This is a genomic window from Paenibacillus guangzhouensis (assembly GCF_009363075.1).
GTDB lineage: Bacteria > Bacillota > Bacilli > Paenibacillales > Paenibacillaceae > Paenibacillus_K > Paenibacillus_K guangzhouensis.
The window spans coordinates 5,984,403-6,005,635 of sequence record NZ_CP045293.1 but is presented as its reverse complement, the minus strand read 5'-3'; the positions used below and the strand labels follow the sequence as shown (position 1 = coordinate 6,005,635).

Below are 21,233 nucleotides of genomic sequence, written 5' to 3'. Positions count from 1 at the left end.
TAGGCTCCAATATATTGAGTGCTAGTTGCACGTATAAACTGCTCGTTCGCCGCCGATAAGCTTCGGTCTCGTACGCGCCATCGTGACGCGCGCTTGCCCCACCTGCTTGATCGATGGACGTACAGGGACAGCGACGCGGCGTAAATGCATGCCGATCAACGTCTCCCCGATATCGATCCCCGCATGGGCTTCGATCGTCTCCACCAGGCATGGTTCCTTCAGCTGCCGATACGCATAAGCTGCCATCGAACCGCCGGCTTTGGCGATTGGCACCGCAGACACTTCGTCTAGCCGATACGCATCTGCCGCCGCACGTTCAACAACCAGCGCGCGATTCAAATGCTCACAGCATTGAAAGGCGAGATAGAAGCCGACTTCGCTGCGCACCTTCTCAAACCCTGCGTACAACTCGGCCGCTATCGCTTCTGCACCGCCCGTCCCGATCCGTTGACCAACGACTTCACTGGTGCTCGTGCCGATCACGACAATCTGCCCAGCTCGAATCGATGCGACCTCGACAAGCTCGCGTATAATCTGCTCGACCTGCTGCTGAATGGATTCTTGTTCTTGTTGATTCATCGTAACCGTCTCCTTCCACTTCTTCATGCTGAAAAAGATCGACTAGGAACGATACTGCTGCTCGATTTGATTAACTTTGTTCACGCGGTTCACGTGACGAGGCCCTTCGCTAAACGGTGTATCGAGCCATACTTTAACAATTTCCTCCGCGATGCCTGGACCGATGACGCGTTCCCCCATCGCAAGAACGTTCGTATTGTTATGTTCCCGCGTTGCTTTTGCCGAGAAAAGATCGTGCACAAGCGCACAACGGATGCCTGGAACCTTATTCGCTGCGATGCTCATGCCAATGCCTGTTCCGCAGACAAGAATGCCACGATCCGCTTGCCCCTTCACCACTTGCTCGCATACCGCAATCGCATAATCCGGATAATCAACCGAATCTGTGCAATTGCAGCCAAGATCCTCTACATCATGTCCTAATGAACGAATAACTTGAATTAACCCGTCTTTGAGAAGCGTTCCTGCGTGGTCTGCGCCAATAGCGATTTTCATAGTCGTTCCTCCTGCTACCCCATCGTAATCATATTCCATACTCGGATGTGTTCAGAAAGTCGGCTGACTTTATAAACAACCTACTATAGTATACCTAATTTCTGGGGAAAAAACGAAAAAAAGAGCAGGACGCGTCGAATTCACGTCATTGCTCTTTTGCCCAGGCGACCGGCCGTATGTTCCGATGCTCCACCGTGGTAATGTCCACTTCGTCGCCAGTTACATCGGATCTGTCTCGATAGGTTCATCATATCGTATACGAACTTGAAAATCAATGGTGTATTTTCAGCCTTGCGTACGCTTCAGCAGCTTCAACAACGCGCTATGAATCTCCGTCAGACAATGACGGTACTCCGTAAGGGAACCGCCATAAGGATCACGAATATCAAAGTTCGGAATGCGCTGCTGAAGGGCGATAATCGCTGCGCGGTCGGAATCTGGAATCGGTTCTCCTAAGGCATGTTTCATCTGCCAGTCAGCAATACGCTCTTCCAGCGTAATCATATCTCGAATGACTTGCTCGTCCATTTCCACATATTCTTTGAGGGTATAGATCTGATCGATTGAACCAGGAAACTGCTGCACAACGTGCTGCTTATGTCCGCTTGTCATCGTCAAGATCAGGTCTGCCCAATCGACCTCACGGCCCGTAAGCGGCGTAGAGGAGGCACCTGCCGCATCGATCTGATGATCCTGCAGCGCAGCGACGGCATTCCTCGAGATCGACGCCCCGTGCGATGCAGCAACACCTGCTGAACGAACTTCAATATCTAAGTTTGCATCCTTCGCAAGCTTGCGCAGCAATGCTTCTGCCATCGGACTCCGGCATGTGTTCCCGGTGCATACGAATAAGATGTTCATCACACGCTCAACTCCTTTTCGCTTGCTAGATTAAATTCGGTTCTGTAGTGGTTCAATATAATCGCTGTTCAAAAGTCGGCTTTTCAGCACCGAGAAGGTTGTGTGAATCCGAAGAAGGAGGAATGGAGTTTAGGCCAAACCTAAATGAATACCGGACTTCAAGGATGAACGCAAGATTCGATGTCGAATCCGCTACTTCAAACACTTCGTGATCAAAAGATGACTTTTGAATTACCTCTTACAGGATAAATAGTACACCAAATGTAAACAAAATGACACCGCCAAACGCCTCGCCATATTCGCTAAGCCGGTGGCTGACTCGACTGCCAAGCAACAATCCCAAGATCGACATCATTCCGCCGAACAGTCCAAAGGTTAAAATCGTCAGCCATAAATTAATCTGGAACATGCCTAAGGATACCCCAACTGAAAAGGAATCGATACTAACGGAGAGCGAAAATAAAATAATCGCCCAGCCGCTTCGGTAATCAATCGATTGCGCAGCATCTCCCCGCAAGGAGCTATATATCATATGTCCGCCCAGCAATAGCAATAGTCCGCCTGCAGCTAACGTGGCAACACTCCCAAGCAGCGATCCCACATATTGCCCCATGAACAATCCCGCTAATGGCATCATGATGTGGAAGAGGGCAACCACGACCCCGATCTTCAGAATCTCACGTACGCGAATTCCTTTCATACCAATGCCGAGTCCTAGCGAAAACGCATCAAATCCTAACGCGACAGCCATGACTAGTATGGTAATCAGCTCGCCCCAAATCGCTAAGCCTGTATCCATCCGTGTTCCTCCATTGTCCAAATGATCTTGTACAACCATATGCGGACAGGGCCAGAAAGATACATGAAAATGTGGGACGAGAGGGAAACAACGCCATCGTACCTAAGAAAAATAATCTCCTTTACAACTGGATGATCTGGTGACCTGCAGCTTTCACGAGACGGTTCATGACCGCAAGGCCAATGCCGTCTTCTGGACAAGCTTCGGCGAGGATGAATGTGACGCCCTGCTCATCGAATTCACGCAATGCGGCATAGAGCCGTTGTGCAGCATGCTCCAGCGCATGCAGGCTGCCACAGGAGACGACGACATCCGCGCGATAAGACGCGATATGTTCGTCGAAGGCGAGCACGCCGCTGCGCTCCCCGCGCTGCGACGCCGCATCCAGCTCGGCTTGGATCCAAGCCGAGACCTGCTCTGGCGCATCGCCCTTGACGATGCGCATCGTGCCGCGCGGCGCATAGTGCGCGTACTTCATGCCCGGCGAACGCGGGGCATGGCCCTCGGCGTCCGCGGGAGCGGCATGCTCTGCTGCGCCTACAGCAAGGGCGCTGCCGCCTTCGCAGCGGCTCACGTCCACGGCCGGTTCTGCTGCTGCTGCGATCGCCTCGCTTGGCGCGATGTCGGACGTGCGCGTAAGCGCCGGGTCGATCGTGACCTCGGCAGCGACCTCGCGCAGCGCCTCCACCGTGATGCCGCCTGGGCGCAGCACGTTGACACGGTCGCCGACGAGCTCGACGACGGTCGACTCGACGCCGACGCCTGTCGGCCCGCCATCGACAATGCCGTCGATGCGGCCCGCGAGATCTTCGCGCACATGCGCAGCAAGCGTCGGGCTTGGACGTCCCGAGCGGTTCGCGCTAGGCGCCGCAACTGGGCAGCCCGAGCGCGCGATTAGCGCGAGCGCCACATCATGCGCCGGCATGCGCACACCAACGGTCGATAACCCCGCCGTAACACGGGGGGAGATTACGCCGGAACGGACGGGTAAGACGATCGTAAGCGGCCCTGGCCAGAAGCGATCCATCAATCGACGCGCCGTCTCGTTGTAAGGCAAAACAAGCGAATCCAGATCGGCCGGATCCGCGATGTGTACGATGAGCGGGTTGTCCGAAGGTCTTCCTTTGGCCGCGAAAATCTGTTCGACAGCGCTGGTGCTTCGCGCGTCTGCGCCAAGCCCATACACCGTCTCCGTCGGAAAAGCGACCGTCCCGCCCAATGCGAGAATACGTGCCGCTTCCGTCAGCGCCTCACCGGAGGCTTCGATATTTTGAACTTCCCAATAGGTTGTATTACGTATCATTTCATTAGCTTGCATGAGCGCTCAGTTCCTTACCAATAAGTTAACCTATATTATATCACAATTTGACAATCCGCCGTTCTAGCTGAACAGCCCTACGATGAAATCGAATAGTTGGACGATCCAATCCCATAAGAAGAATCGCACCTCGGTCTCGCCGCCTGCATCCGCTCCAGCCGTCGATGCCGATCCGCCATCCGACACTAGCGGCGCTCCCTCCGTATCCGCAGCTTGCGCTACCGCCTCGCCCGTTCCTGCATCGATGAAGCACAGAGGCGGGAACAAGACGCACCACCAGTTCTGACCTTCGCCTTTACCCAGCGTAATGCGCAGCGCCTCATAATTCCCGGCTGGATAGACCTTGTCCCCGTACATCTTCGTTGGGAACGGTACGACGCCGAGTTCTACCTTGTACCCGTAATCCTGCTCACGTGCTGCAAGCTCTTTGCCAACCAATTCTTCGAGATCGGACAGATGCTCCTTTATCTTCGCACGCGCCTGCTTCAAACTCTGTGGATCCTCTAACGTCGCTACCCACGTGTTCACTTGCTCGACCACTTTATCGCGAATCTCACGTTTCACCTTTTGATCGAATGCCGAATCCGAATTCGCCAGAATGCGCAGACGGATCGATTCCTTCGGAATTTCTTGCGCTCCTTCAGTTTCCGTTGAAGCCGCAGATACGACCGCCGCCGAACCTACCATTTGTAAGAACCAACCAAATAGAATCAATATGATCATCATGAAATAAGTGCTTTTTTTCTTAAGAATTTCAATAAGATTTGCCATGGAATGATTGCCTCCCCGCTCTATCCTTTGGTATTTCTCAGTATGTCCAGAACGAAGAGGCTTAAACCTATCAACCTAGCATTCTATGAAAAAAAGAAAAGACTCTTTATCTCATCCTTCCCAAATAGAAATGATGGATATAGAGTCTTCTGTCATGCTCGCTCGAACATGTCATTCCAAGTTTGCATGCCGCCCGAACATGGCTGTATTATCAATTTCTTCGATGTTCATCAATTGGAGAATCATCGCGTCGAACAAGATCAGCAACGACTGCTCGAACAACGCTCCCATCGGTTGAATCGTCGCACGCGTCTGTGAAGTATTCTCCTTGGACGCCGCCGGCACTTGAACGATCGTATCCGCTAGCTCCCCAATGGTGGATCCCAGATGTATCGTGATCGCCGCGACGGAAGCGCCGATGCCTCTCGCCTTCTCTGCCATCGCGACGAGACTCTTCGTCTCCCCCGATCCTGATCCGATGATGAGCAGCCCATTCTCCCCAAGGCCCGGCGTCACCGTCTCGCCAACGACATAGGCGTTGAACCCAAGATGCATAAGCCGCATCGCGAAGGCGCGCATCATCAGACCCGACCGGCCTGCCCCTGCGACCATAATCCGATCCGCACGAATGATCTGCGCGATTAAGGCGTTTACGGATGCCTCATCCACCGCTTGTACCGTCCGAGTGAGCTCCTCCAGAATACCTGCCGCTTGATCACGCATGGTCGTCTGCATCGGCCTTACGCTTGTTGAATCAGTTGGCGCATTTCAGCAGCCACCGATTTCTTATCTGCATGACTTGTAATCCCGCCGCCAACGATCACGAGGTCTGGTTTCGCTTGGATCACTTCTGGAAGTGTGTCCAGCTTGATGCCGCCTGCAATCGCTGTTTTTGCTTGCTTGACAACGCGTTTGATCGCATTCAATTCTTCGAAGGAGTTCTTTCCTTCCGCTTGGTGATCGTAGCCGGAATGTACGCAGATATAATCAACGCCCATCGCGTCGATTTCTTGCGCACGCGCCTCCATCTCTTTAACATTGATCATGTCGACCATCACTTTGCGGTTCTGTTTCTTCGCTTCCGCGACAGCGCCTTTAATTGTCGAGTCATCGGATACGCCAAGCACCGTAATAATGTCCGCTCCAGCTTCAGATGCCTTCATCACTTCGTAGCCGCCTGCATCCATGACCTTGAGGTCCGCGAGGACTTTCAGATTCGGGAACTGCTCCTTCATCGCTTTGACCGCATGAAGTCCTTCGTTAATGACGACGGGTGTACCAATTTCTACGATATCAATAAATGCTTCAACCTCACGTACCACTTCGATGGCTTCCGGAATGTTCACGAGATCCAGCGCTAATTGTAATTCCATAACATCAATTCCCTCCATAGGCATGATTGTTTCTTTTTGAAACTAGGTTTATTCTAGATTCAGACCATACAAAATGGAAGTACGCACTTTGAAGTGGTGTAGTTACTTATAGGATACTATTGGAGGAGGGATCACCCTTGGCAACGGAACTCAAAGAACGAATTAACCTCAAAGAAATCAACTGTGAAAAGGAACTCACCCTCGCCGTCATCGGTGGCAAATGGAAGCTCATTATTCTCTGGCATATGGGACTGGATGGCACTTTGCGCTTCAGCGAGCTTAAGAAACGCATCCCCTCGATTACGCAAAAAATGCTAACCAATCAGCTGCGTGAACTGGAGGAAGATCAACTCGTCACGCGTAAAGTGTACGCGGAGGTTCCGCCGCGCGTAGAATACTCGCTAACGGCCTACGGCGAGAGCTTGATGCCGATTCTGCAAATGATGTACAAATGGGGCAAAGAGTACGGTGAAGAGGTTGTGTGGAAATAGTTGCTCGTGCAATAAATAGCGGCTGGGCTTACGCAGAGCTTCCTGAGCTCTATGTCGTACGGCTACAAGCACGCAGTGCCCCAAAACGGTACGCCCCCATAGCTATGTTGGATTGTTGCATGATAGAGTCCATAAATAGTGACTGGGTATCTCCTATGTTGGATTTTGGGCGGGATAGGAGGCCCTTTTTAGCCCTTTTCGTCCGAAAAGCTCTTTCTACGTTGCAACTATCCAACATAGGCTGAGGTTTGGCCGAAGATACGCAAAAGTTCGTGCGAAAATCCAATATAGCCAATCTATGCACGTCATTGGCTCGTATGCCGGAAGGCATTCGTACGGCTAGCCTTGATAAAACGCGAAAAAGCCGATGATCCTGAACAAGGACCATCGGCTTCTTCTATTCCTGCACGCGCACGGCGATGACATGCCGCTCGATGCCTGCGTAATCGGACACGATGTACACCGTGTCCCAGTGCCCCGCCGCCTCCATCCAGGCGGCGACCTCACGAGCTTGGCCTTGCCCAAGCTCGAAGCCCACAACGCGCGGCACCGCTGCCAACAGCGGCAGCTGCGCGAGCATACGGCGGTACGGATCGAGTCCGTCCGTACCGCCGTCCAGTGCGGTGCGCGGCTCGTAGTCGCGCACCTCGGGCTGCAGCCCCGCGATCGTCTCCGCGGGGATATAGGGCGGATTGGACACCAGGATGTCCAATCTCATGCCCGCCAGCGGCGCCAGCAAGTCGCCGCTGTACCACGCGATGCGCGCCGCTGCGCCGTGGCGCGCTGCATTACGCTGCGCGACAGCCAGCGCAGCGCCAGAGATGTCCGATGCGTTCACTTGCCACATCGGACACTGCACAGCCATCGTCACCGCGATCGCTCCGCTCCCGGTGCCGATGTCGCACACCGTCGGTGCGCCGTCAGGCCAGAGCCGGCGCCCCTCCTTCACGATCGCCTCGACGAGCAGTTCTGTCTCCGGCCGCGGAATCAATACATCAGGGGTCACTTCAAAAGGAAGCCCATAGAACTCCTGCTCCTGGGTAATATATTGGGCCGGTTCGCCAGCCGCTTTGCGCGCCAGTACCGCCTGCCATGCCTCCGCATACTCCGCAGGGAATGGCTCCGGCAGCCGCATGAAGAACTCCGCGCGTCTTAGCCCCAGGACATGGCAGAGCAAGAGCTCGGCATTATGGGCTGGCTCCATCACCTGATGCTGCGCTAAAAAAGAAGAAGCCTCTGCCAAGGCTTCACGAAGGGTATGACTCATCTATCATCACGCTCTTTTCTCTACTCTAAATCTGCATACGAGCTGTTACGCGTTAACTTTCTCCATCATTTCCGCCTGCTCAGCCAGCGTTAGCGATGAAATAATCTCGCCCATATCCCCGTTCATCACGGCATCCAGCTTATGGAGCGTCAGACCAATGCGATGATCCGTCACACGGCTTTGCGGATAGTTATACGTACGAATACGCTCACTACGGTCACCCGTACCTACTTTGCTCTTCCGCTCGCCTGCATATTTCGCCTCTTCCTCTTGACGCATCACATCGAAGATCCGAGCGCGCAATACTTGCAATGCTTTCTCCTTATTGGAGTTCTGCGATTTCCCATCCTGACACGTCGCGACGATCCCTGTCGGGATATGCGTAACACGAACAGCGGATTTCGTCGTATTAACGGACTGTCCGCCCGCACCACTCGAACAGAACGTATCGACACGGATATCTTTGTCATGAATTTCAATATCAATATCTTCAACCTCAGGCAACACCGCTACTGTCGATGTCGACGTATGAATACGGCCGCCAGACTCTGTCGCTGGAATGCGCTGCACGCGATGTGCGCCGCTCTCATATTTCAGACGGCTGTAAGCGCCTTTACCATTGATCATGAAAATAACCTCTTTGTAGCCGCCAAGGTCGTTCATGTTCACATCCATCAGTTCAACACGCCAGCCTTGTGTATCTGCATAACGCGTGTACATCCGGTACAAATCCGCAGCAAATAACGCAGCTTCATCCCCGCCTGCCGCGCCCCGAATCTCGACGATCACGTTCTTATCATCATTTGGATCTTTAGGCAGCAAGAGAATGTGGATACGTTCCTCTAATACTTTTTGACGGCTGCTAAGCTCCTCGATCTCCATTTTGACCATTTCTTTCATCTCGTCGTCAAGCTTCTCGCCTTGCATCATTTTCGCCGCTTCGAGCTCTTCCATAACGGTCTTATATTCTGTGTACGCTTCATATGTTTCTTGTAGATCAGACTGCTCTTTGGAGTATTCGCGCAATTTCTTCGGATCGTTCGTCACGTCGGGGTCACACAATAACTCACTTAATTTATCATAACGATCTGCTAACGATTGCAATTTATCGATCATGATGGAATCACCTCAATTATTGATTATTTTCTTCATATGCTATTTATTTGAACGGCCTCCAGCATATGGCGTCGCTACACCGGAATCACCTGACTCTCTTACAATTTACAATTCGGACCCAAAGTCCTTAACCATTATAACCAGAAACCATCGAAAAACCTAGTCATCTCTTGCAAAATTCGTCAATTATCCAAGCCGGCATAAATTCAAGGGGCAAATTGCCATACTACGTGATATGATATTCACCAGATATAAAAGGAGGGCATACGTTCAATGAAACCATCGAAGAGCGGTCCGCTCCGTATTGCACTCGCCCTAACCATCTTGATTCTTCTAACATGCTGTCAACCTGGAACTGTGAAGGAAGAGACCAAAGGAACCGAAAAACCGAGTGAACAGGACCACCTCATGTACGACCAACCCCCAAAGCCGATTAAGTATACCGGCAACGTGTTCTATAGCGAACAAGGCCAGTTCAAATTTAATTTGCCTGCCAAATGGAAAAATAACTACATAGCGCTCGAGCGTAGAGGAAAAGCGATTCCAACAGCGGAGTGGGAGACGGTGTTCATCTTTACACCAGGCGGTAAGTTCGTCCATGAAGAAGTACCTTTATTGACCGTTACACGTCTTTCCCGCAAAGCATACCAGAAGCTGCGTGCCGAAGAAGGCCCCTTCCCTGGGACGGTGCTGAAGAGTAACGAGTCCAATGTCTGGCTGGGGATCCTGCCGCAGTCTAATCCTTATGATCCGAGTAGCCCCGAAGGACAGAAGTTCCAATCCCTCTCGATAGACTACCTCATCTTAAGAAGCTACTTCGTCCCATAATATTGAGGAGGCTGAGGACATCTGCCCCCAGCCTTAATTCATCATCTATACGTTGAAACGGAAATGCATGACATCGCCGTCTTTAACGACATATTCTTTACCTTCTAGACGAAGCTGACCGCGCTCCTTGGCTACGTTCATCGAGCCTGCTGCAACGAGATCATCATACGACACAACCTCTGCGCGAATGAATCCACGCTCGAAGTCGCTGTGGATGACGCCTGCCGCTTGCGGTGCTTTCATCCCTTTACGAATCGTCCAAGCACGAACTTCCTGTACGCCTGCTGTGAAGTACGTGTAGAGTCCTAGCAGACGGTAAGCTGCTTTGATAAGACGATTCAAACCAGACTCCTCAAGACCTAATTCTTCGAGGAACATCGCTTTATCTTCGCCTTCTAGCTCCGCAATCTCTGCTTCAACTTTGGCGCTGATCGGCACGACTTCTGCATTCTCGGCAGCAGCGAATTCTTTTACTTTAATAACATATTCATTGTCATCTGCACTTGCGACTCCATCTTCACTGACATTTGCCGCATAGAGCACAGGCTTCATTGTAAGCAAGTGCAAGTCACGAATTACTAATTTCTCATCATCCGTTAATTCCACGCTGCGGGCAGGCATGTCTGCATACAGTGCTTCTTTTACTTTCTCCAGCACTTCGACTTCAGCTGCATACTGCTTGTTGCCGCCCTTCATATTCTTCTTCGAACGCTCTATACGCTTCTCAACGCTCTCGAGATCCGCAAGCACAAGCTCCAAGTTGATCGTCTGGATATCGCTGATCGGGTCAACTTTGCCGTCGACATGCGTAATGTTCTCATCTACGAAGCAGCGCACCACATGTACAATCGCGTCGACTTCACGAATATGTGCAAGGAACTTGTTCCCAAGTCCTTCCCCTTTGCTCGCACCGCGCACAATACCAGCAATATCGATAAATTCAAATGCTGTAGGTACCGTCTTGTTCGGTGTAACCAACTCTGTCAATTTATCTAGGCGCTCATCCGGTACTTCAACGACACCCACGTTCGGATCAATCGTACAGAACGGATAGTTCGCTGATTCCGCACCTGCTTGTGTAATTGCATTAAACAAAGTCGATTTACCAACGTTCGGTAAACCAACGATTCCTGCTTTCAATGCCATGTCTATTCGCAACTCCTTCAAGGTTCATCTATTCATTATAACATATTCGTCCAAAAAATCCTTCTCATTATAACCACAAACACATAAAAAGCCTAGTCATTGGCTAGACTTTAACTGTATCGCCTTAACTATCTCATAACCGGGGTGAAGCACGCAATGGAAAATAAAACACACAAGGGCAATTATACCGGTACCACGAACATGAAAGCGAAAAATCAAGATATGGCCTTCGTGAACGATACGATCGAAGGAGCCAAATCCGTCACACCTTTTAACACCGGTAAAAAGAAGAAAACGGATTAAACCACTCGTCTCCTTCCCTAATACAAAAGTGCCAGCGTCATAGGTGACCTGGCACTTTGTATGTTTAGCTGATTCACATTATAAATCATCCCACTCGATTTGCTCCGGTTGCGGCTTTTGTTGAACAGGATCGGTTTTCTTAGGCGGAGGGTTCCATCTCGAATTGATGTAGGAGATGAAGAAACAGATTCCCCCAAGAACAAGGAACACCACCACTTTGTAGATCGTCGCTTGCTCCGCCAGATCGATAATCATCGTCTTGGCTGCAACCAATAAGAGCACGGCCGTACCGAAGATCCGGTAGAACCATTGATTGCTGAACATACCCCACAGAAACAGTAACAACGAGTAGAGCGCCCATGAGATTGATAAAGTCAACCCCACACCGCGGATATCATAGACGCTGAACAAGCTCTGCACTTGGACGGTTAATAACCCCCCAACAATGAGATGGCTTGCTAAGGATAACACCGTTGATATCATCATTCTTCCATATGGGCCCATTCCCTTCACATCCAAATGAAGCGACATGTAGAAGCCCAAGGCGGCGAGTACGATCCATGCGACCGCCCCCCAGTTCAGGAATGGAATGAACATTCCGAACCATTCCCCACGCGGCGTACTCCACGTCACAACATACCAATAGAGTCCAATGGAAGCCCAGATAATTACGCTGATATATTTAAGCCCCTCTACCGCGCACCATTTCGCTGTAATGAGGACGGCTGCAGCAATGAAGACCCAGAGATAGACGCTGATCAGCGGCTTATAATCCCACCCTTTGCCGAACTGCGTTGTAGCAATAATGACAAGCAGGAGTCCGCCGAACAATTTCGTCATGACTGGAAGACTCCACTTCTTCACGAGCCGTTGCACGATAACCGCTGCAATGATGTATAACATCCCCATAAAGAACAACGGTACAGCAAAAGAGACAAATGGCGTTAACAGTCCGAGCGACCACAACCCGAAGATTACCGCATTCGCAATCCCAAGGTAGACATGCAAGCCGTCGAATTTCATCTCTTGCTTATACGATGCAAGGAACATTGCGAGGATATAGAAGCTGTACGCAGCCAGCGCATATAGGAATGGTCTGCTCCAGAACAGATCGACATGCGGGTGGAACAAGATAAAATACACCGTGTAGAGCAGCCACGTGCCAATAAAACTGATTAGGCGCAGCTCGAACCACTTCTTCATGACGCTGATATACCAAAATGCCGTATTAATGACGAGCAGATACAGGAACAGCGAGAATACTTGATCCGTCTCCGGCTGCATCACAATGGGCGATAGAATCGCACCAATGAGCCCAATCGACATCAATAATCTGGAGTTGAACCGCACCGCATAGATACAAGTCCCTACGGTAATGGCGAGCATCGACAGCAAGACAACCATCGAGTCCCACATATTGTAGTAGACGCCCGCGAAAGCGCAGGTCATGTAGAGCAAGGCGACCCCGAGTCCCGTAAAGACCTCGCTGACGACGGTGCTCGACCGCAAGGCCCCACGTAATCCTACCACGACCAGACCGCACCCGAGCAGAATACCCGTGCCAATCTTAATCGAATCCGAAATGTAATCTAGATCAACGGAATACTTGAGCAATGTGATCAAAGCAATGAATATGAAAATTGCGCCGAGCAATGTCGGCCAGTTCCGATCTATACGATGAATCATTCGTTACCCTCTCCTCATCCTAGAACTTTATGACCTGGTCATAATTCCATTGTAGCTAGGATTCCGATAACGAATAGTACCATCTTCACGTAGTACCTTTCTCCCGAAAAATAAACAATTGTACCAAGGCAAATGAACAAGCAGGGCGAAGGTGCATGGCGTATTGTATAGTAATTCGGCTAAAGGAGATGAATTTAAAAAATGAAACGTCATTGTGGAAGCAATATGAAACCAATGGGATATAGTCCTTCGAATGTCAGCCCTTCTAACGTAAGTCCATCGAATGTGAGTCCTGCTAACATCGGTCCTTCCAACGTGGGTCCTTCCAACATGGGTCCTTCGAATGTCAGCCCATATGCAATGCAACCAATGCAAATGCCATCGACATTACCAGCTATCGTAGCTCCAACTCAAACGGTTGTGAAAAATTCGTATCACCCAGCAACACAGCCAATCGTCCATCCGGTCAATGTCATCAATCAACATCACACGATTCCGATTCCTCAGCATTTCTGCCACGTCACTGAATCCGACGTAAACTGCGGCATGCGCGCTCGTACAAAAGGCGTTCGCAAAAACAGAACTGCAAGCCGTACTGCAAGCAGCCGTACTCGCACTCGTAAATCCCGTTAATTAACCACCACCCGTACCTGCACTGATGTCAGCGCAGGTACGGGCATGACTCAAATACAGTTGTTCAAGTGAATATCACTAAGGAGGAGGGTGTCTCTTGGAAGAGCCTGCGTTCGATCTTTGGGAGCCCTTTGCCACCGACTATTCAAATCATAGCAAAGGGCGGACAAGAATCGACTGGAAAGAGATACCTTCCCCGATGCATCCTATTCACTTGAACAACTTTCTCGTCATGCAAAAGAGTACCTGCTCTTCAATCAAGCAGGTACTCCTTTTCCCTAGAACAAGCCCATGTCCTTCGCCTTCTTAGCCGCTTCCTTGCTGCTATTGCCTGGCAGCTTCTTCAGAATATGGCTTACGTGATTCTTGACCGTTCGAATGGAGATCACGAATTTATCGGCAATCTGAGTCTGTGTATAGCCTTGATCAATCATCGACAAGACTTGAATTTCAGCCGGCGTGATCAGATCCTTCAGCTTCTTCGCCTCGTATTCTTGTTCCAGCTGCTTCAAGCGGCGGAACTCCTCTCGGATTTGCTCGGCAACCCGCGCATCAATCGGCGAACGCTCACGATAAGCCTCCCGAATTGCCCCCGGCAACGCCCCAAAGTCTGACTTTACCAAATAATTGACCGCCCCGGCTTTGAACGCTTCGAAGATCACCTGCTTCTCCGTCAGCGACGAGAGCATAATAATTCGCGCTCGGCACAACGCACTGATCTCAGCAGTTAATGCGATCCCCTCCATCGAATCGACCAGCATAATATCCATGAGGATGACATCCGGGTTCAGGGCTGGCGCAAGCGTACTTGCTTCTGTCGCGTTAGCGGCCGCACCAATGACCTCTATGTCCGATTCTTTCGTAAGATAAGCAGACAACCCCCTTCTCCAATCCTCGTCATCCTCCACGAGGAACACTCGAATCGTTGTCATGATCCAGCCTCCCGACTTGCACGTTTATTTTTGGCAAAATGTAAATAGACCGTTGTGCCGCTCGAAGGAGGGCTCTCAATTCGCATCGTCCCGCCATGCTTCTTCATCACTTGATAGCAGTACGCCAACCCCAGACCAAAGTTGTTCGAGCTGCTCGCCTTCGTTGTAAAGAACGGGGTCATCACCTTCGCGAGTTGATCCTTCGGAATGCCGATTCCTGTATCTTCAATGGCTACGATCCACATCCGTTTGGTCTCATTCCGTTGAAACATCAGTCTGCCCCCTCGCGGCATCGCTTCAATTGCATTCATCATAATATTATGTAGTGCCTCATGAACTTGAGCTCGATCCACGACAAGCTCCATCATCATGTGATCCTCGTCCCAAGACGTACGAACTTCAATCCCCGATTGCACCAGCTTCGGACGCAACATCTCAATATTCTCCGAGATCAAAGTCTCGAGTAGTACCGGCTCCGGTCGAAGAACTAAATCCTGCGTATTATGCTGCACACGATTCACCATCTCTTGGATATGCGTCGCAGCGCGCTCGATCACCTTCACGTCTTGAATTTGCTCACCAAGAGCCCCTTCAGCCCCTTCATCAGACGTAGACTTGAGCTTATCGCAATATAATTGGATTTTGCCAATATCATTCTTAATCGCATGATTCAGAATCGCCGTCCCGGAAGTAATCGCGCGGAGGGTCCTGTCCATCTGACGGCGTTCAATATAGAGCTGGACCCCGAGGAAGCCCGATTTGAATAATGCGGTCACGAAAATGAGAAAGGCAAGCGTAATCGTCCAGACGTTATACCGCCACATCTCATAGATGCCAAGCGCCGGCATCACATAGTTCATCACCATCGCGAATAAGACGGCAGGGACGACTGCAATCATCGTCACCTGATGGGAGCGCTGTTCCCATGGCAGAATGCCTCGTTTACCCACAATAAGCAGCGTCCCGATGATGATATACGGTACCGCCCAATAGACAAGCACATCGTAATTCGGCGGATAATAGGGATACAAGAGGGACATACCTAGGACAGGCAAGAGCAACAGCCAGTGAAGCCATCGCCATGTCGGCGGGATTTGCGGCAGTCCATGGTATGTTCCAGCGAACCTTACATAGCAATAAGGCAATCCGTAATAGCTAATTAACGAGAAGATTGTCATCGCCGTATAAAGACTTTCATCCGTCGTTGCTGTTCCCCCTAGCACGGAGACGACTGGCCGAATCACTTCTTGCAGTACGGATGCCAAGGCACCTGATCCACCGCAGAATGCGACACTGCTCAGCCAGCGAGCCGAGCGATTGCGCCAGCCGGATAGAAGTAATAATAAAGCGGCAATCCACAATACAATGAATACAAAAATCAAATGAAAATCCCCGTCCTCATCAACCGTACATTTTTCATCATTATAACATAAACCCTAAACATTCCCTGCACGATCTGTCGCGTCGTGATCCATCAAATCAAAAGTTCGAGCGTCGTGTGGTTCGCCGATGTATCTGATTGACAAAGCCCCCTCTTCCAGAGAAGAGAGGGGGCTTTGATTTCACGGATAGGTTGTTATTTACCGGGAATACGTACTTCATTCGATATAGCTACAATGGCGTCAGCATCCTGGCTGGATGCTGGTCCAAGCGCAAATTCCCCTTCCGCCGTGAAGGTCCCCTTGGCATCTGCTCTTCCATAGGTCGCATCGCCTCCAACTGCATAGGAGCGGTTAAACACGATCAGCGCATTCGGCCGATCGGGATGCGTGCCTTGCTCCTCCACATATTTTCCTTGCTTCGCGTCGAATCGCCCTTGCCATTTCACCACCGCAACGCCGCCCTCATTCACTTCCACATAGGTCTCCAGATCATGATCCCTCACCCAATATCGAAGGGCTTCACCTTCCGGGAAAGTCATCACCTTAAAGGCTCCGTCTTTCGATTGTGGATGCAGATCCCGGTACGGATAATACCAAGGCAGGTTAAGCACTTCCTTACGCGCTTCAGCTAGCGCTCCCGTGCGCATCGCCCCATCCCGCTTCACGCGCACAGGCGTACGCACATAAGTCGCATGCGACTCAGGATCCCACCTCACCTCGCCGCCCAGCGCTTCGCTTACGAATCGAAGCGGCACGAATGTCCGCCCGTCAATGATGCGCACAGGCACATCCAGCTTCACCTTATCCCCGTTCACATCCGCCTCAAGCTGATCCGCTTGGAGCTTCACGATTCGTTTCTTATCGCTTGTATAGACGGTGACACGCTTCGCAGCGCTATCCCACACGGGCACGATTTCATTCCCTTTGCCCGGCGGCGTATTCAACGCGATCAATGGGACCAAGACACGATCCTTCTCATATCGCCATGCCTTCACATAGTTCGCATTCACGAAAATTTTGGTCTCATTCGGTGAAGTCTCAAAAGCCTGTACGCTGTCGATCGGAATGATCATTGCACCAACCAGAGCCATACTTAGAATCGATGTCATCCACTTGCCTTTCTTCTTCATCTCATCTTCTCCTTCTCCGTCTTCTAGATCCATAGACTGAGACGCTCGCACGAAAGTTGCAACTTATTCCCAGTTCGTTGCGATTCGCATAATTAAAACAGCCGCCCCATTCCTGAGGGCGGCTGTTTCAATTCATTTCGTATTATTCAGAGACAACGACGATCAATTCTGCATTCGTGATGCCTGGAAGAGATTTCGTCATGATCGGCGAATGATAAGCGACGATTTTCGTTCCTGGCGTCAGTTTTGCTTCGCCGCCATGGATGTTTACGATTTTCGTATCTTTCGTGATGTTCAGGATCACGTCATTCGACGTTTCATTATCCGATTTCACATTTACGTAAAGCTGCTTATCGTTCGTACGATCTTTCATGATCGTCCCTTCGATTTTTACAGTCTCATGGCCTTTTACAACAATTTTGTTCGCATGCGACATCGCTGGGAAGCTCATCGTCATGATCGGGCCATACGTTGCTTCAACACTTACATTCGGTTTGATTGCATCCTTGCTAAGCGTTTCGCCTTTTTCATTCACAATGACGGTATCTTTATCGACCGTAAGAATGATTTGTTGTTGGCCGCCTTGCTCAAGCGGATTGCCGACAACTGTCACACGATCGCCGTTCACATCCGTTACGATGCCGTCCGTGCCTGGCAATGTCTCTTGTTGTGCATCCTTAACGATAATCAACTCCGCATTCGTGATGCCTGGCAGCGACATCGTCATGATTGGCGAGTGGTAGGCCACGATTTTAGTGCCTGGCGTCAATTTTGCTTCGCCGCCGTTGATATTCACGACTTTTGTATCTTTCGTGATGTTCAAGATCACATCGTTCGTTGTTTCGTTATCCGATTTTACGTTCACATAGACCTGCTTATCATTCGTACGATCTTTCATGATTGTACCTTCGATTTTTACAGTCTCCTGGCTTTTCACAACAACTTTTTTCGCATGCGACATTGCTGGGAAGCTTGCCGTCATCATTGGACCGTACATTGCCTCTACACTCACATTCGATTTAATCGCATCTTTACTCAGCATTTCGCCTTTTTCATTCACGATCACGGTATCTTGATCAACGGTTAGAATAATTTGTTGTTGACCACCTTGCTTGAGCGCTTTACCAACGACCGTCACACGATCACCGTTCACATCCGTCACAATGCCATCTGTTCCTGGCAATTGCTCTTGTTGTTGCTCTTCTTCAATAACGATCATATGTGCACTTGTGATTCCAGGAATCGACATCGTCATGATTGGAGAATGGAAAGCAACAATTTTCATACCTGGTTTCAATTCCACTTTGTCCCCACGAACGTTCACGATCTTCGTATCTCCAGTGATGTTCAAGACAATATCATTGTTTTTGTTATCATCCGAGTTTACATTCAGATAGATTTGCTTATCCTTAGCAAAATCGGATTTCTCGATTGTACCCTCGACTTTAACCGATTCTTGTGCTTTCACAACGATTTTCGTTGCATTCCCCATTGGAGGCAAGCTGAATGTCATCGCAGGCCCATAGAATACGTCCACGTTTTGGTTCGCTTTTAGCGCATCCTTCGCCAGCTTCTCGCCTTTTTCATTCACGATGACTGTATTCTCATTCACATTCAATTTAATTTCTTTCTGTCCGCCTTGTGCAGCAGGTGTACCGACGACTGTGATTTGATTGTCATTCTTTTCGGTGATCACACCGCTTGTGCCAAGCTCTTGCACTTGTTGTTGTTCCTTGTTCACGATAATATAAGTCGCGTGCGCTTGCGCAGGCACGTTCTTCGTCATATGCGGGCCGTAGAACGCTTCAATGCTCATGCCTTTCTCTAGAGCTTTACGGTCGATTTTCTTGCCATTTTGATCCACGATTGGCGTGTGGCCTGTAAGCTGAAGCACAATCGTCTCTTCTTTACCGCTATAAATGTTCTTGCCTGTCACAGTAAGTTTATTATTTTTGGCTTCCGTTACTTTGCCCAATACGCCGTTCATCGCCTGGTCTTGCTCGATGACCGTAAGCGCCGTTCCTTGTGGCGGCAAGCTCTTCGTCATGACTGGACCATAGAATACTTTTACCGCTTTTCCACCCTTGACGATCGAATCGATGCTAACCTTTTTCCCCTTGGAATTAATCACTTTCGTATCTTTCGTAATCGCGAGAATCATATCGCTGCGGTCTTGCGGCGTTACACCTCTTCCAACAACCGTAATGTATTTGCCGCTACCATTGTTGGTAAAGTTCGTGATCTGACCTACAGTGCCGAGGACTTGGCGCTGCTCGTTATGGCCTTTGTTGTCTTTATCTTCTTTTTTATTGTCATGATTTTTATTATCGTTTTGATTTTTATCTTTATTGTCGTTCTTCGCATGCAGGATGGATACTTCTTTGGATTGTGCCTGTTGATCAACTGGACCCGGAGGGCAGATGGCCAAGTACGGATGATTTTCCGCCGAATTCGCGCTAACTACAGGTACCGCTGCGAGTGCTAGAATCGTTGCCGTTGCGAGTGCTTTGTAAAATTTGTTCATGTTGTCATCCTCCTAATGTGGGTATGTATAATAGATTCCATATTTCTCTTACTTGTTGCCTTGCTTACATACTCCTAAACGGGAGGGTTCCACAAAATGTTGCATGAAAATACACAAAAAATTTTTCCCCACCGCAAGCCGTATTTATTTCACCCGACTTTTTTCATATTAAAAAAGCGCCTACCTGCCCATTAAGAGCGGTAGACGCTGTCTCGATCACTAGCCTAGTTTCAATAAGCCGATCGATGATAATAAGATCAATATAATAAGTACCGGCGCGATATAACGCATCGTGAAAATCCATGCTCTGAACCAGCCCGAGCTGAGTCCTGCTTCTTCCACCGACTTCGTCCATACGTAACCGACAAAAATCGTTATCATCAATCCGCCGAGCGGGAGCATAATGTTCGACGTGATGTAATTCATCCAATCAAAGATCGTCTTGCCGCCTAATAAGAATGTGCTAAGCACACCACCTGCGGAGAGCACACATGGCAGAGCAAAAGCATAACACACAATCATGACGAGCGTCGTCGCTTTCTTCCGGCTCCAATGCCAGCGATTCATACAATAGGCGACGGGAACCTCAACCATGCCGATGGCTGAAGTCAGCGCCGCAATCGCGAGCAGAACGAAGAAGAAGGCACCGAACATATGCCCAAATGGCATCGATGCAAAAGCCGCCGGCAGAGCGATAAAGACTAGCCCCGGCCCCGAAGTCGGTGCAATCCCGTAGGAGAACGTGGTCGGGAAAATAATAAGCCCCGCGATGAGCGCATAGACGACACTGCCTCCCGTTATTGCCAAGGTAGCCTGGCTAAGCGATTGATTTTTCTCCACATATGCGCCGTAAGTCATCATGGCCCCTACCCCTAGCGAGAGCGAGAAAAATGCTTGCCCCAGCGCTTGCAATAGTGAATCGACCGTCAGCTGCGAGAAGTCCGGCTTCAGGAAGAAGGAAATCCCTTCGCCCGCCCCAGACAAGAATAACGCACGGACCATAAGAACGATAAGAATGATTAGAAGTGCAGGGAGTACAATTTTGTTGAATTTCTCAATGCCGCCGGAAATCCCTCTAGCAACGATCCAACCTGTAATCACGAAAATAATAAGCTGCCAAAATACCGGCATCCAGCCGCTTGTATATTGTACGAAAGTCTCCGCATAGTTCGGATTCGAATAGAGGTCGCCAACGAAGGATTGCAGCGTGTACTGCAGCGTCCAGCCCGCAACGACACTATAGAACGTAAATAACATAAATGCGCCGATAACCAGAAAAATACCGCTATTATGCCACATTCTGCGTGTAGTCAGGTTTCGGAAGGAAGATGCCGCATCGCCGCGTCCGCCTCGGCCAATCGCGAGTTCAGCCAGAAGGACGGGCATCCCTACGATAAGTAGACATAGGAAGAAGAGGAGAACGAACGCCCCGCCTCCGTTCTGTCCGGTGATATAAGGAAACATCCACATATTCCCGAGGCCGACGGAGCTGCCGATCGCAGCTAGGATGAAGCCGGTATTACTGAATTGATCTGTTACTTGATTCGTCTCAAGTTCTGTTCTGTTATTCGCCATAATAAATGCAATTTCTCCTGTCTG

The 21,233-nt window shown here is 50.1% G+C and carries 21 protein-coding genes and 1 riboswitch; of the genes, 4 read left to right on the top strand and 17 right to left on the bottom strand.

All coding sequences use genetic code 11. From position 1 onward, the window contains the following. Window positions 1–21: 21 nt before the first annotated feature. The 8 genes from GCU39_RS27060 to hxlA form a co-directional block, all read right to left on the bottom strand. Entirely contained in the window at window positions 22–579 is a 558-nt protein-coding gene (locus tag GCU39_RS27060) for a TIGR01440 family protein (RefSeq protein ID WP_152396308.1), read from the bottom strand. Window positions 580–621: 42 nt separating this feature from the next. Beyond that, window positions 622–1,074 carry a ribose 5-phosphate isomerase B gene (gene rpiB, locus GCU39_RS27055; RefSeq protein ID WP_018754683.1) on the bottom strand — a complete coding sequence of 151 codons (453 nt, stop codon included), beginning with the start codon at window positions 1,072–1,074 and terminating at the stop codon, window positions 622–624. 151 nt (window positions 1,075–1,225) lie between these two features. Next, a riboswitch (ZMP/ZTP riboswitch) is annotated at window positions 1,226–1,307 on the bottom strand. A gap of 52 nt (window positions 1,308–1,359) precedes the next feature. Then, entirely contained in the window at window positions 1,360–1,935 is a 576-nt protein-coding gene (locus GCU39_RS27050; protein ID WP_152397457.1) for a low molecular weight protein arginine phosphatase, read from the bottom strand. Between the two features lie 238 nt (window positions 1,936–2,173). After that, complete coding sequence (locus tag GCU39_RS27045) at window positions 2,174–2,734, bottom strand: manganese efflux pump MntP (RefSeq protein WP_152396307.1); 561 nt, start codon at window positions 2,732–2,734, stop codon at window positions 2,174–2,176. Window positions 2,735–2,855: 121 nt separating this feature from the next. Further along, window positions 2,856–4,037, bottom strand: coding sequence for an L-threonylcarbamoyladenylate synthase (locus tag GCU39_RS27040; RefSeq protein WP_227793356.1), 1,182 nt, complete (start codon window positions 4,035–4,037; stop codon window positions 2,856–2,858). Between the two features lie 78 nt (window positions 4,038–4,115). Continuing rightward, window positions 4,116–4,823: a stage II sporulation protein R gene (gene spoIIR / locus GCU39_RS27035; RefSeq protein WP_152396305.1), complete on the bottom strand. Its 708-nt coding sequence runs from the start codon at window positions 4,821–4,823 to the stop codon at window positions 4,116–4,118. Window positions 4,824–4,994: 171 nt separating this feature from the next. Beyond that, window positions 4,995–5,558, bottom strand: coding sequence for a 6-phospho-3-hexuloisomerase (gene hxlB, locus GCU39_RS27030; protein ID WP_152396304.1), 564 nt, complete (start codon window positions 5,556–5,558; stop codon window positions 4,995–4,997). A 5-nt stretch (window positions 5,559–5,563) separates the two neighbouring features. Continuing rightward, window positions 5,564–6,196 carry a 3-hexulose-6-phosphate synthase gene (gene hxlA / locus GCU39_RS27025; RefSeq protein ID WP_152396303.1) on the bottom strand — a complete coding sequence of 211 codons (633 nt, stop codon included), beginning with the start codon at window positions 6,194–6,196 and terminating at the stop codon, window positions 5,564–5,566. 137 nt (window positions 6,197–6,333) lie between these two features. On the opposite strand from hxlA, the gene GCU39_RS27020 reads away from it, so the two are divergent. Beyond that, complete coding sequence (locus tag GCU39_RS27020; protein WP_152396302.1) at window positions 6,334–6,687, top strand: winged helix-turn-helix transcriptional regulator; 354 nt, start codon at window positions 6,334–6,336, stop codon at window positions 6,685–6,687. Between the two features lie 397 nt (window positions 6,688–7,084). Here the strand turns inward: GCU39_RS27020 and prmC are convergent, their stop codons facing one another. Further along, entirely contained in the window at window positions 7,085–7,954 is an 870-nt protein-coding gene (gene prmC, locus GCU39_RS27015; protein WP_152396301.1) for a peptide chain release factor N(5)-glutamine methyltransferase, read from the bottom strand. Window positions 7,955–7,999: 45 nt separating this feature from the next. Next, the gene (prfA, locus tag GCU39_RS27010; RefSeq protein ID WP_152396300.1) at window positions 8,000–9,070 is read right to left on the bottom strand and encodes a peptide chain release factor 1; all 1,071 of its coding nucleotides are present in this window, start codon (window positions 9,068–9,070) and stop codon (window positions 8,000–8,002) included. Between the two features lie 273 nt (window positions 9,071–9,343). Here prfA and GCU39_RS27005 point away from each other — a divergent pair, with 273 nt between their 5' ends. Next, entirely contained in the window at window positions 9,344–9,898 is a 555-nt protein-coding gene (locus tag GCU39_RS27005; protein WP_152396299.1) for a hypothetical protein, read from the top strand. A gap of 45 nt (window positions 9,899–9,943) precedes the next feature. On the opposite strand, the gene ychF is transcribed toward GCU39_RS27005, so the two are convergent. Then, window positions 9,944–11,044, bottom strand: a complete 1,101-nt coding sequence (gene ychF / locus GCU39_RS27000; RefSeq protein WP_152396298.1) for a redox-regulated ATPase YchF — start codon at window positions 11,042–11,044, stop codon at window positions 9,944–9,946. A 156-nt stretch (window positions 11,045–11,200) separates the two neighbouring features. Here ychF and GCU39_RS31670 point away from each other — a divergent pair, with 156 nt between their 5' ends. Then, window positions 11,201–11,347 carry a hypothetical protein gene (locus GCU39_RS31670; RefSeq protein WP_018754671.1) on the top strand — a complete coding sequence of 49 codons (147 nt, stop codon included), beginning with the start codon at window positions 11,201–11,203 and terminating at the stop codon, window positions 11,345–11,347. A 78-nt stretch (window positions 11,348–11,425) separates the two neighbouring features. Here the strand turns inward: GCU39_RS31670 and GCU39_RS26995 are convergent, their stop codons facing one another. Continuing rightward, window positions 11,426–13,033: a DUF2339 domain-containing protein gene (locus GCU39_RS26995; RefSeq protein WP_152396297.1), complete on the bottom strand. Its 1,608-nt coding sequence runs from the start codon at window positions 13,031–13,033 to the stop codon at window positions 11,426–11,428. 225 nt (window positions 13,034–13,258) lie between these two features. Between GCU39_RS26995 and GCU39_RS26990 the strand changes: the two genes are divergently transcribed. After that, a complete protein-coding gene (locus GCU39_RS26990; protein WP_152396296.1) occupies window positions 13,259–13,666 on the top strand; it encodes a hypothetical protein in 408 nt (135 codons plus the stop codon). Window positions 13,667–13,944: 278 nt separating this feature from the next. Here the strand turns inward: GCU39_RS26990 and GCU39_RS26985 are convergent, their stop codons facing one another. The 5 genes from GCU39_RS26985 to GCU39_RS26965 form a co-directional block, all read right to left on the bottom strand. Beyond that, on the bottom strand, window positions 13,945–14,598 hold the full coding sequence (locus GCU39_RS26985) for a response regulator transcription factor (protein ID WP_152396295.1): 654 nt from the start codon (window positions 14,596–14,598) through the stop codon (window positions 13,945–13,947). Further along, complete coding sequence (locus GCU39_RS26980; RefSeq protein ID WP_152396294.1) at window positions 14,595–15,980, bottom strand: sensor histidine kinase; 1,386 nt, start codon at window positions 15,978–15,980, stop codon at window positions 14,595–14,597. The genes GCU39_RS26985 and GCU39_RS26980 overlap by 4 nt, the downstream gene beginning before the upstream one ends. 194 nt (window positions 15,981–16,174) lie before the next feature. After that, a complete protein-coding gene (locus GCU39_RS26975) occupies window positions 16,175–17,110 on the bottom strand; it encodes a copper amine oxidase N-terminal domain-containing protein (protein ID WP_193726648.1) in 936 nt (311 codons plus the stop codon). A gap of 142 nt (window positions 17,111–17,252) precedes the next feature. Continuing rightward, window positions 17,253–19,634: a hypothetical protein gene (locus tag GCU39_RS26970; protein WP_152396292.1), complete on the bottom strand. Its 2,382-nt coding sequence runs from the start codon at window positions 19,632–19,634 to the stop codon at window positions 17,253–17,255. A gap of 219 nt (window positions 19,635–19,853) precedes the next feature. Next, window positions 19,854–21,209 carry a sodium-dependent transporter gene (locus tag GCU39_RS26965; RefSeq protein WP_152396291.1) on the bottom strand — a complete coding sequence of 452 codons (1,356 nt, stop codon included), beginning with the start codon at window positions 21,207–21,209 and terminating at the stop codon, window positions 19,854–19,856. Between the last annotated feature and the right edge of the window lie 24 nt (window positions 21,210–21,233).

What these genes read in the sequence shown, in the direction of transcription:
- GCU39_RS27060 (WP_152396308.1), bottom strand. Translation starts at nt 579, where the DNA reads ATGAATCAACAAGAACAAGAATCCATTCAGCAGCAGGTCGAGCAGATT.
- rpiB (WP_018754683.1), bottom strand. Translation starts at nt 1,074, where the DNA reads ATGAAAATCGCTATTGGCGCAGACCACGCAGGAACGCTTCTCAAAGAC.
- GCU39_RS27050 (WP_152397457.1), bottom strand. Translation starts at nt 1,935, where the DNA reads ATGAACATCTTATTCGTATGCACCGGGAACACATGCCGGAGTCCGATG.
- GCU39_RS27045 (WP_152396307.1), bottom strand. Translation starts at nt 2,734, where the DNA reads ATGGATACAGGCTTAGCGATTTGGGGCGAGCTGATTACCATACTAGTC.
- GCU39_RS27040 (WP_227793356.1), bottom strand. Translation starts at nt 4,037, where the DNA reads ATGATACGTAATACAACCTATTGGGAAGTTCAAAATATCGAAGCCTCC.
- spoIIR (WP_152396305.1), bottom strand. Translation starts at nt 4,823, where the DNA reads ATGGCAAATCTTATTGAAATTCTTAAGAAAAAAAGCACTTATTTCATG.
- hxlB (WP_152396304.1), bottom strand. Translation starts at nt 5,558, where the DNA reads ATGCAGACGACCATGCGTGATCAAGCGGCAGGTATTCTGGAGGAGCTC.
- hxlA (WP_152396303.1), bottom strand. Translation starts at nt 6,196, where the DNA reads ATGGAATTACAATTAGCGCTGGATCTCGTGAACATTCCGGAAGCCATC.
- prmC (WP_152396301.1), bottom strand. Translation starts at nt 7,954, where the DNA reads ATGAGTCATACCCTTCGTGAAGCCTTGGCAGAGGCTTCTTCTTTTTTA.
- prfA (WP_152396300.1), bottom strand. Translation starts at nt 9,070, where the DNA reads ATGATCGATAAATTGCAATCGTTAGCAGATCGTTATGATAAATTAAGT.
- GCU39_RS27005 (WP_152396299.1), top strand. Translation starts at nt 9,344, where the DNA reads ATGAAACCATCGAAGAGCGGTCCGCTCCGTATTGCACTCGCCCTAACC.
- ychF (WP_152396298.1), bottom strand. Translation starts at nt 11,044, where the DNA reads ATGGCATTGAAAGCAGGAATCGTTGGTTTACCGAACGTTGGTAAATCG.
- GCU39_RS31670 (WP_018754671.1), top strand. Translation starts at nt 11,201, where the DNA reads ATGGAAAATAAAACACACAAGGGCAATTATACCGGTACCACGAACATG.
- GCU39_RS26995 (WP_152396297.1), bottom strand. Translation starts at nt 13,033, where the DNA reads ATGATTCATCGTATAGATCGGAACTGGCCGACATTGCTCGGCGCAATT.
- GCU39_RS26990 (WP_152396296.1), top strand. Translation starts at nt 13,259, where the DNA reads ATGAAACCAATGGGATATAGTCCTTCGAATGTCAGCCCTTCTAACGTA.
- GCU39_RS26985 (WP_152396295.1), bottom strand. Translation starts at nt 14,598, where the DNA reads ATGACAACGATTCGAGTGTTCCTCGTGGAGGATGACGAGGATTGGAGA.
- GCU39_RS26975 (WP_193726648.1), bottom strand. Translation starts at nt 17,110, where the DNA reads ATGAAGAAGAAAGGCAAGTGGATGACATCGATTCTAAGTATGGCTCTG.
- GCU39_RS26970 (WP_152396292.1), bottom strand. Translation starts at nt 19,634, where the DNA reads ATGAACAAATTTTACAAAGCACTCGCAACGGCAACGATTCTAGCACTC.
- GCU39_RS26965 (WP_152396291.1), bottom strand. Translation starts at nt 21,209, where the DNA reads ATGGCGAATAACAGAACAGAACTTGAGACGAATCAAGTAACAGATCAA.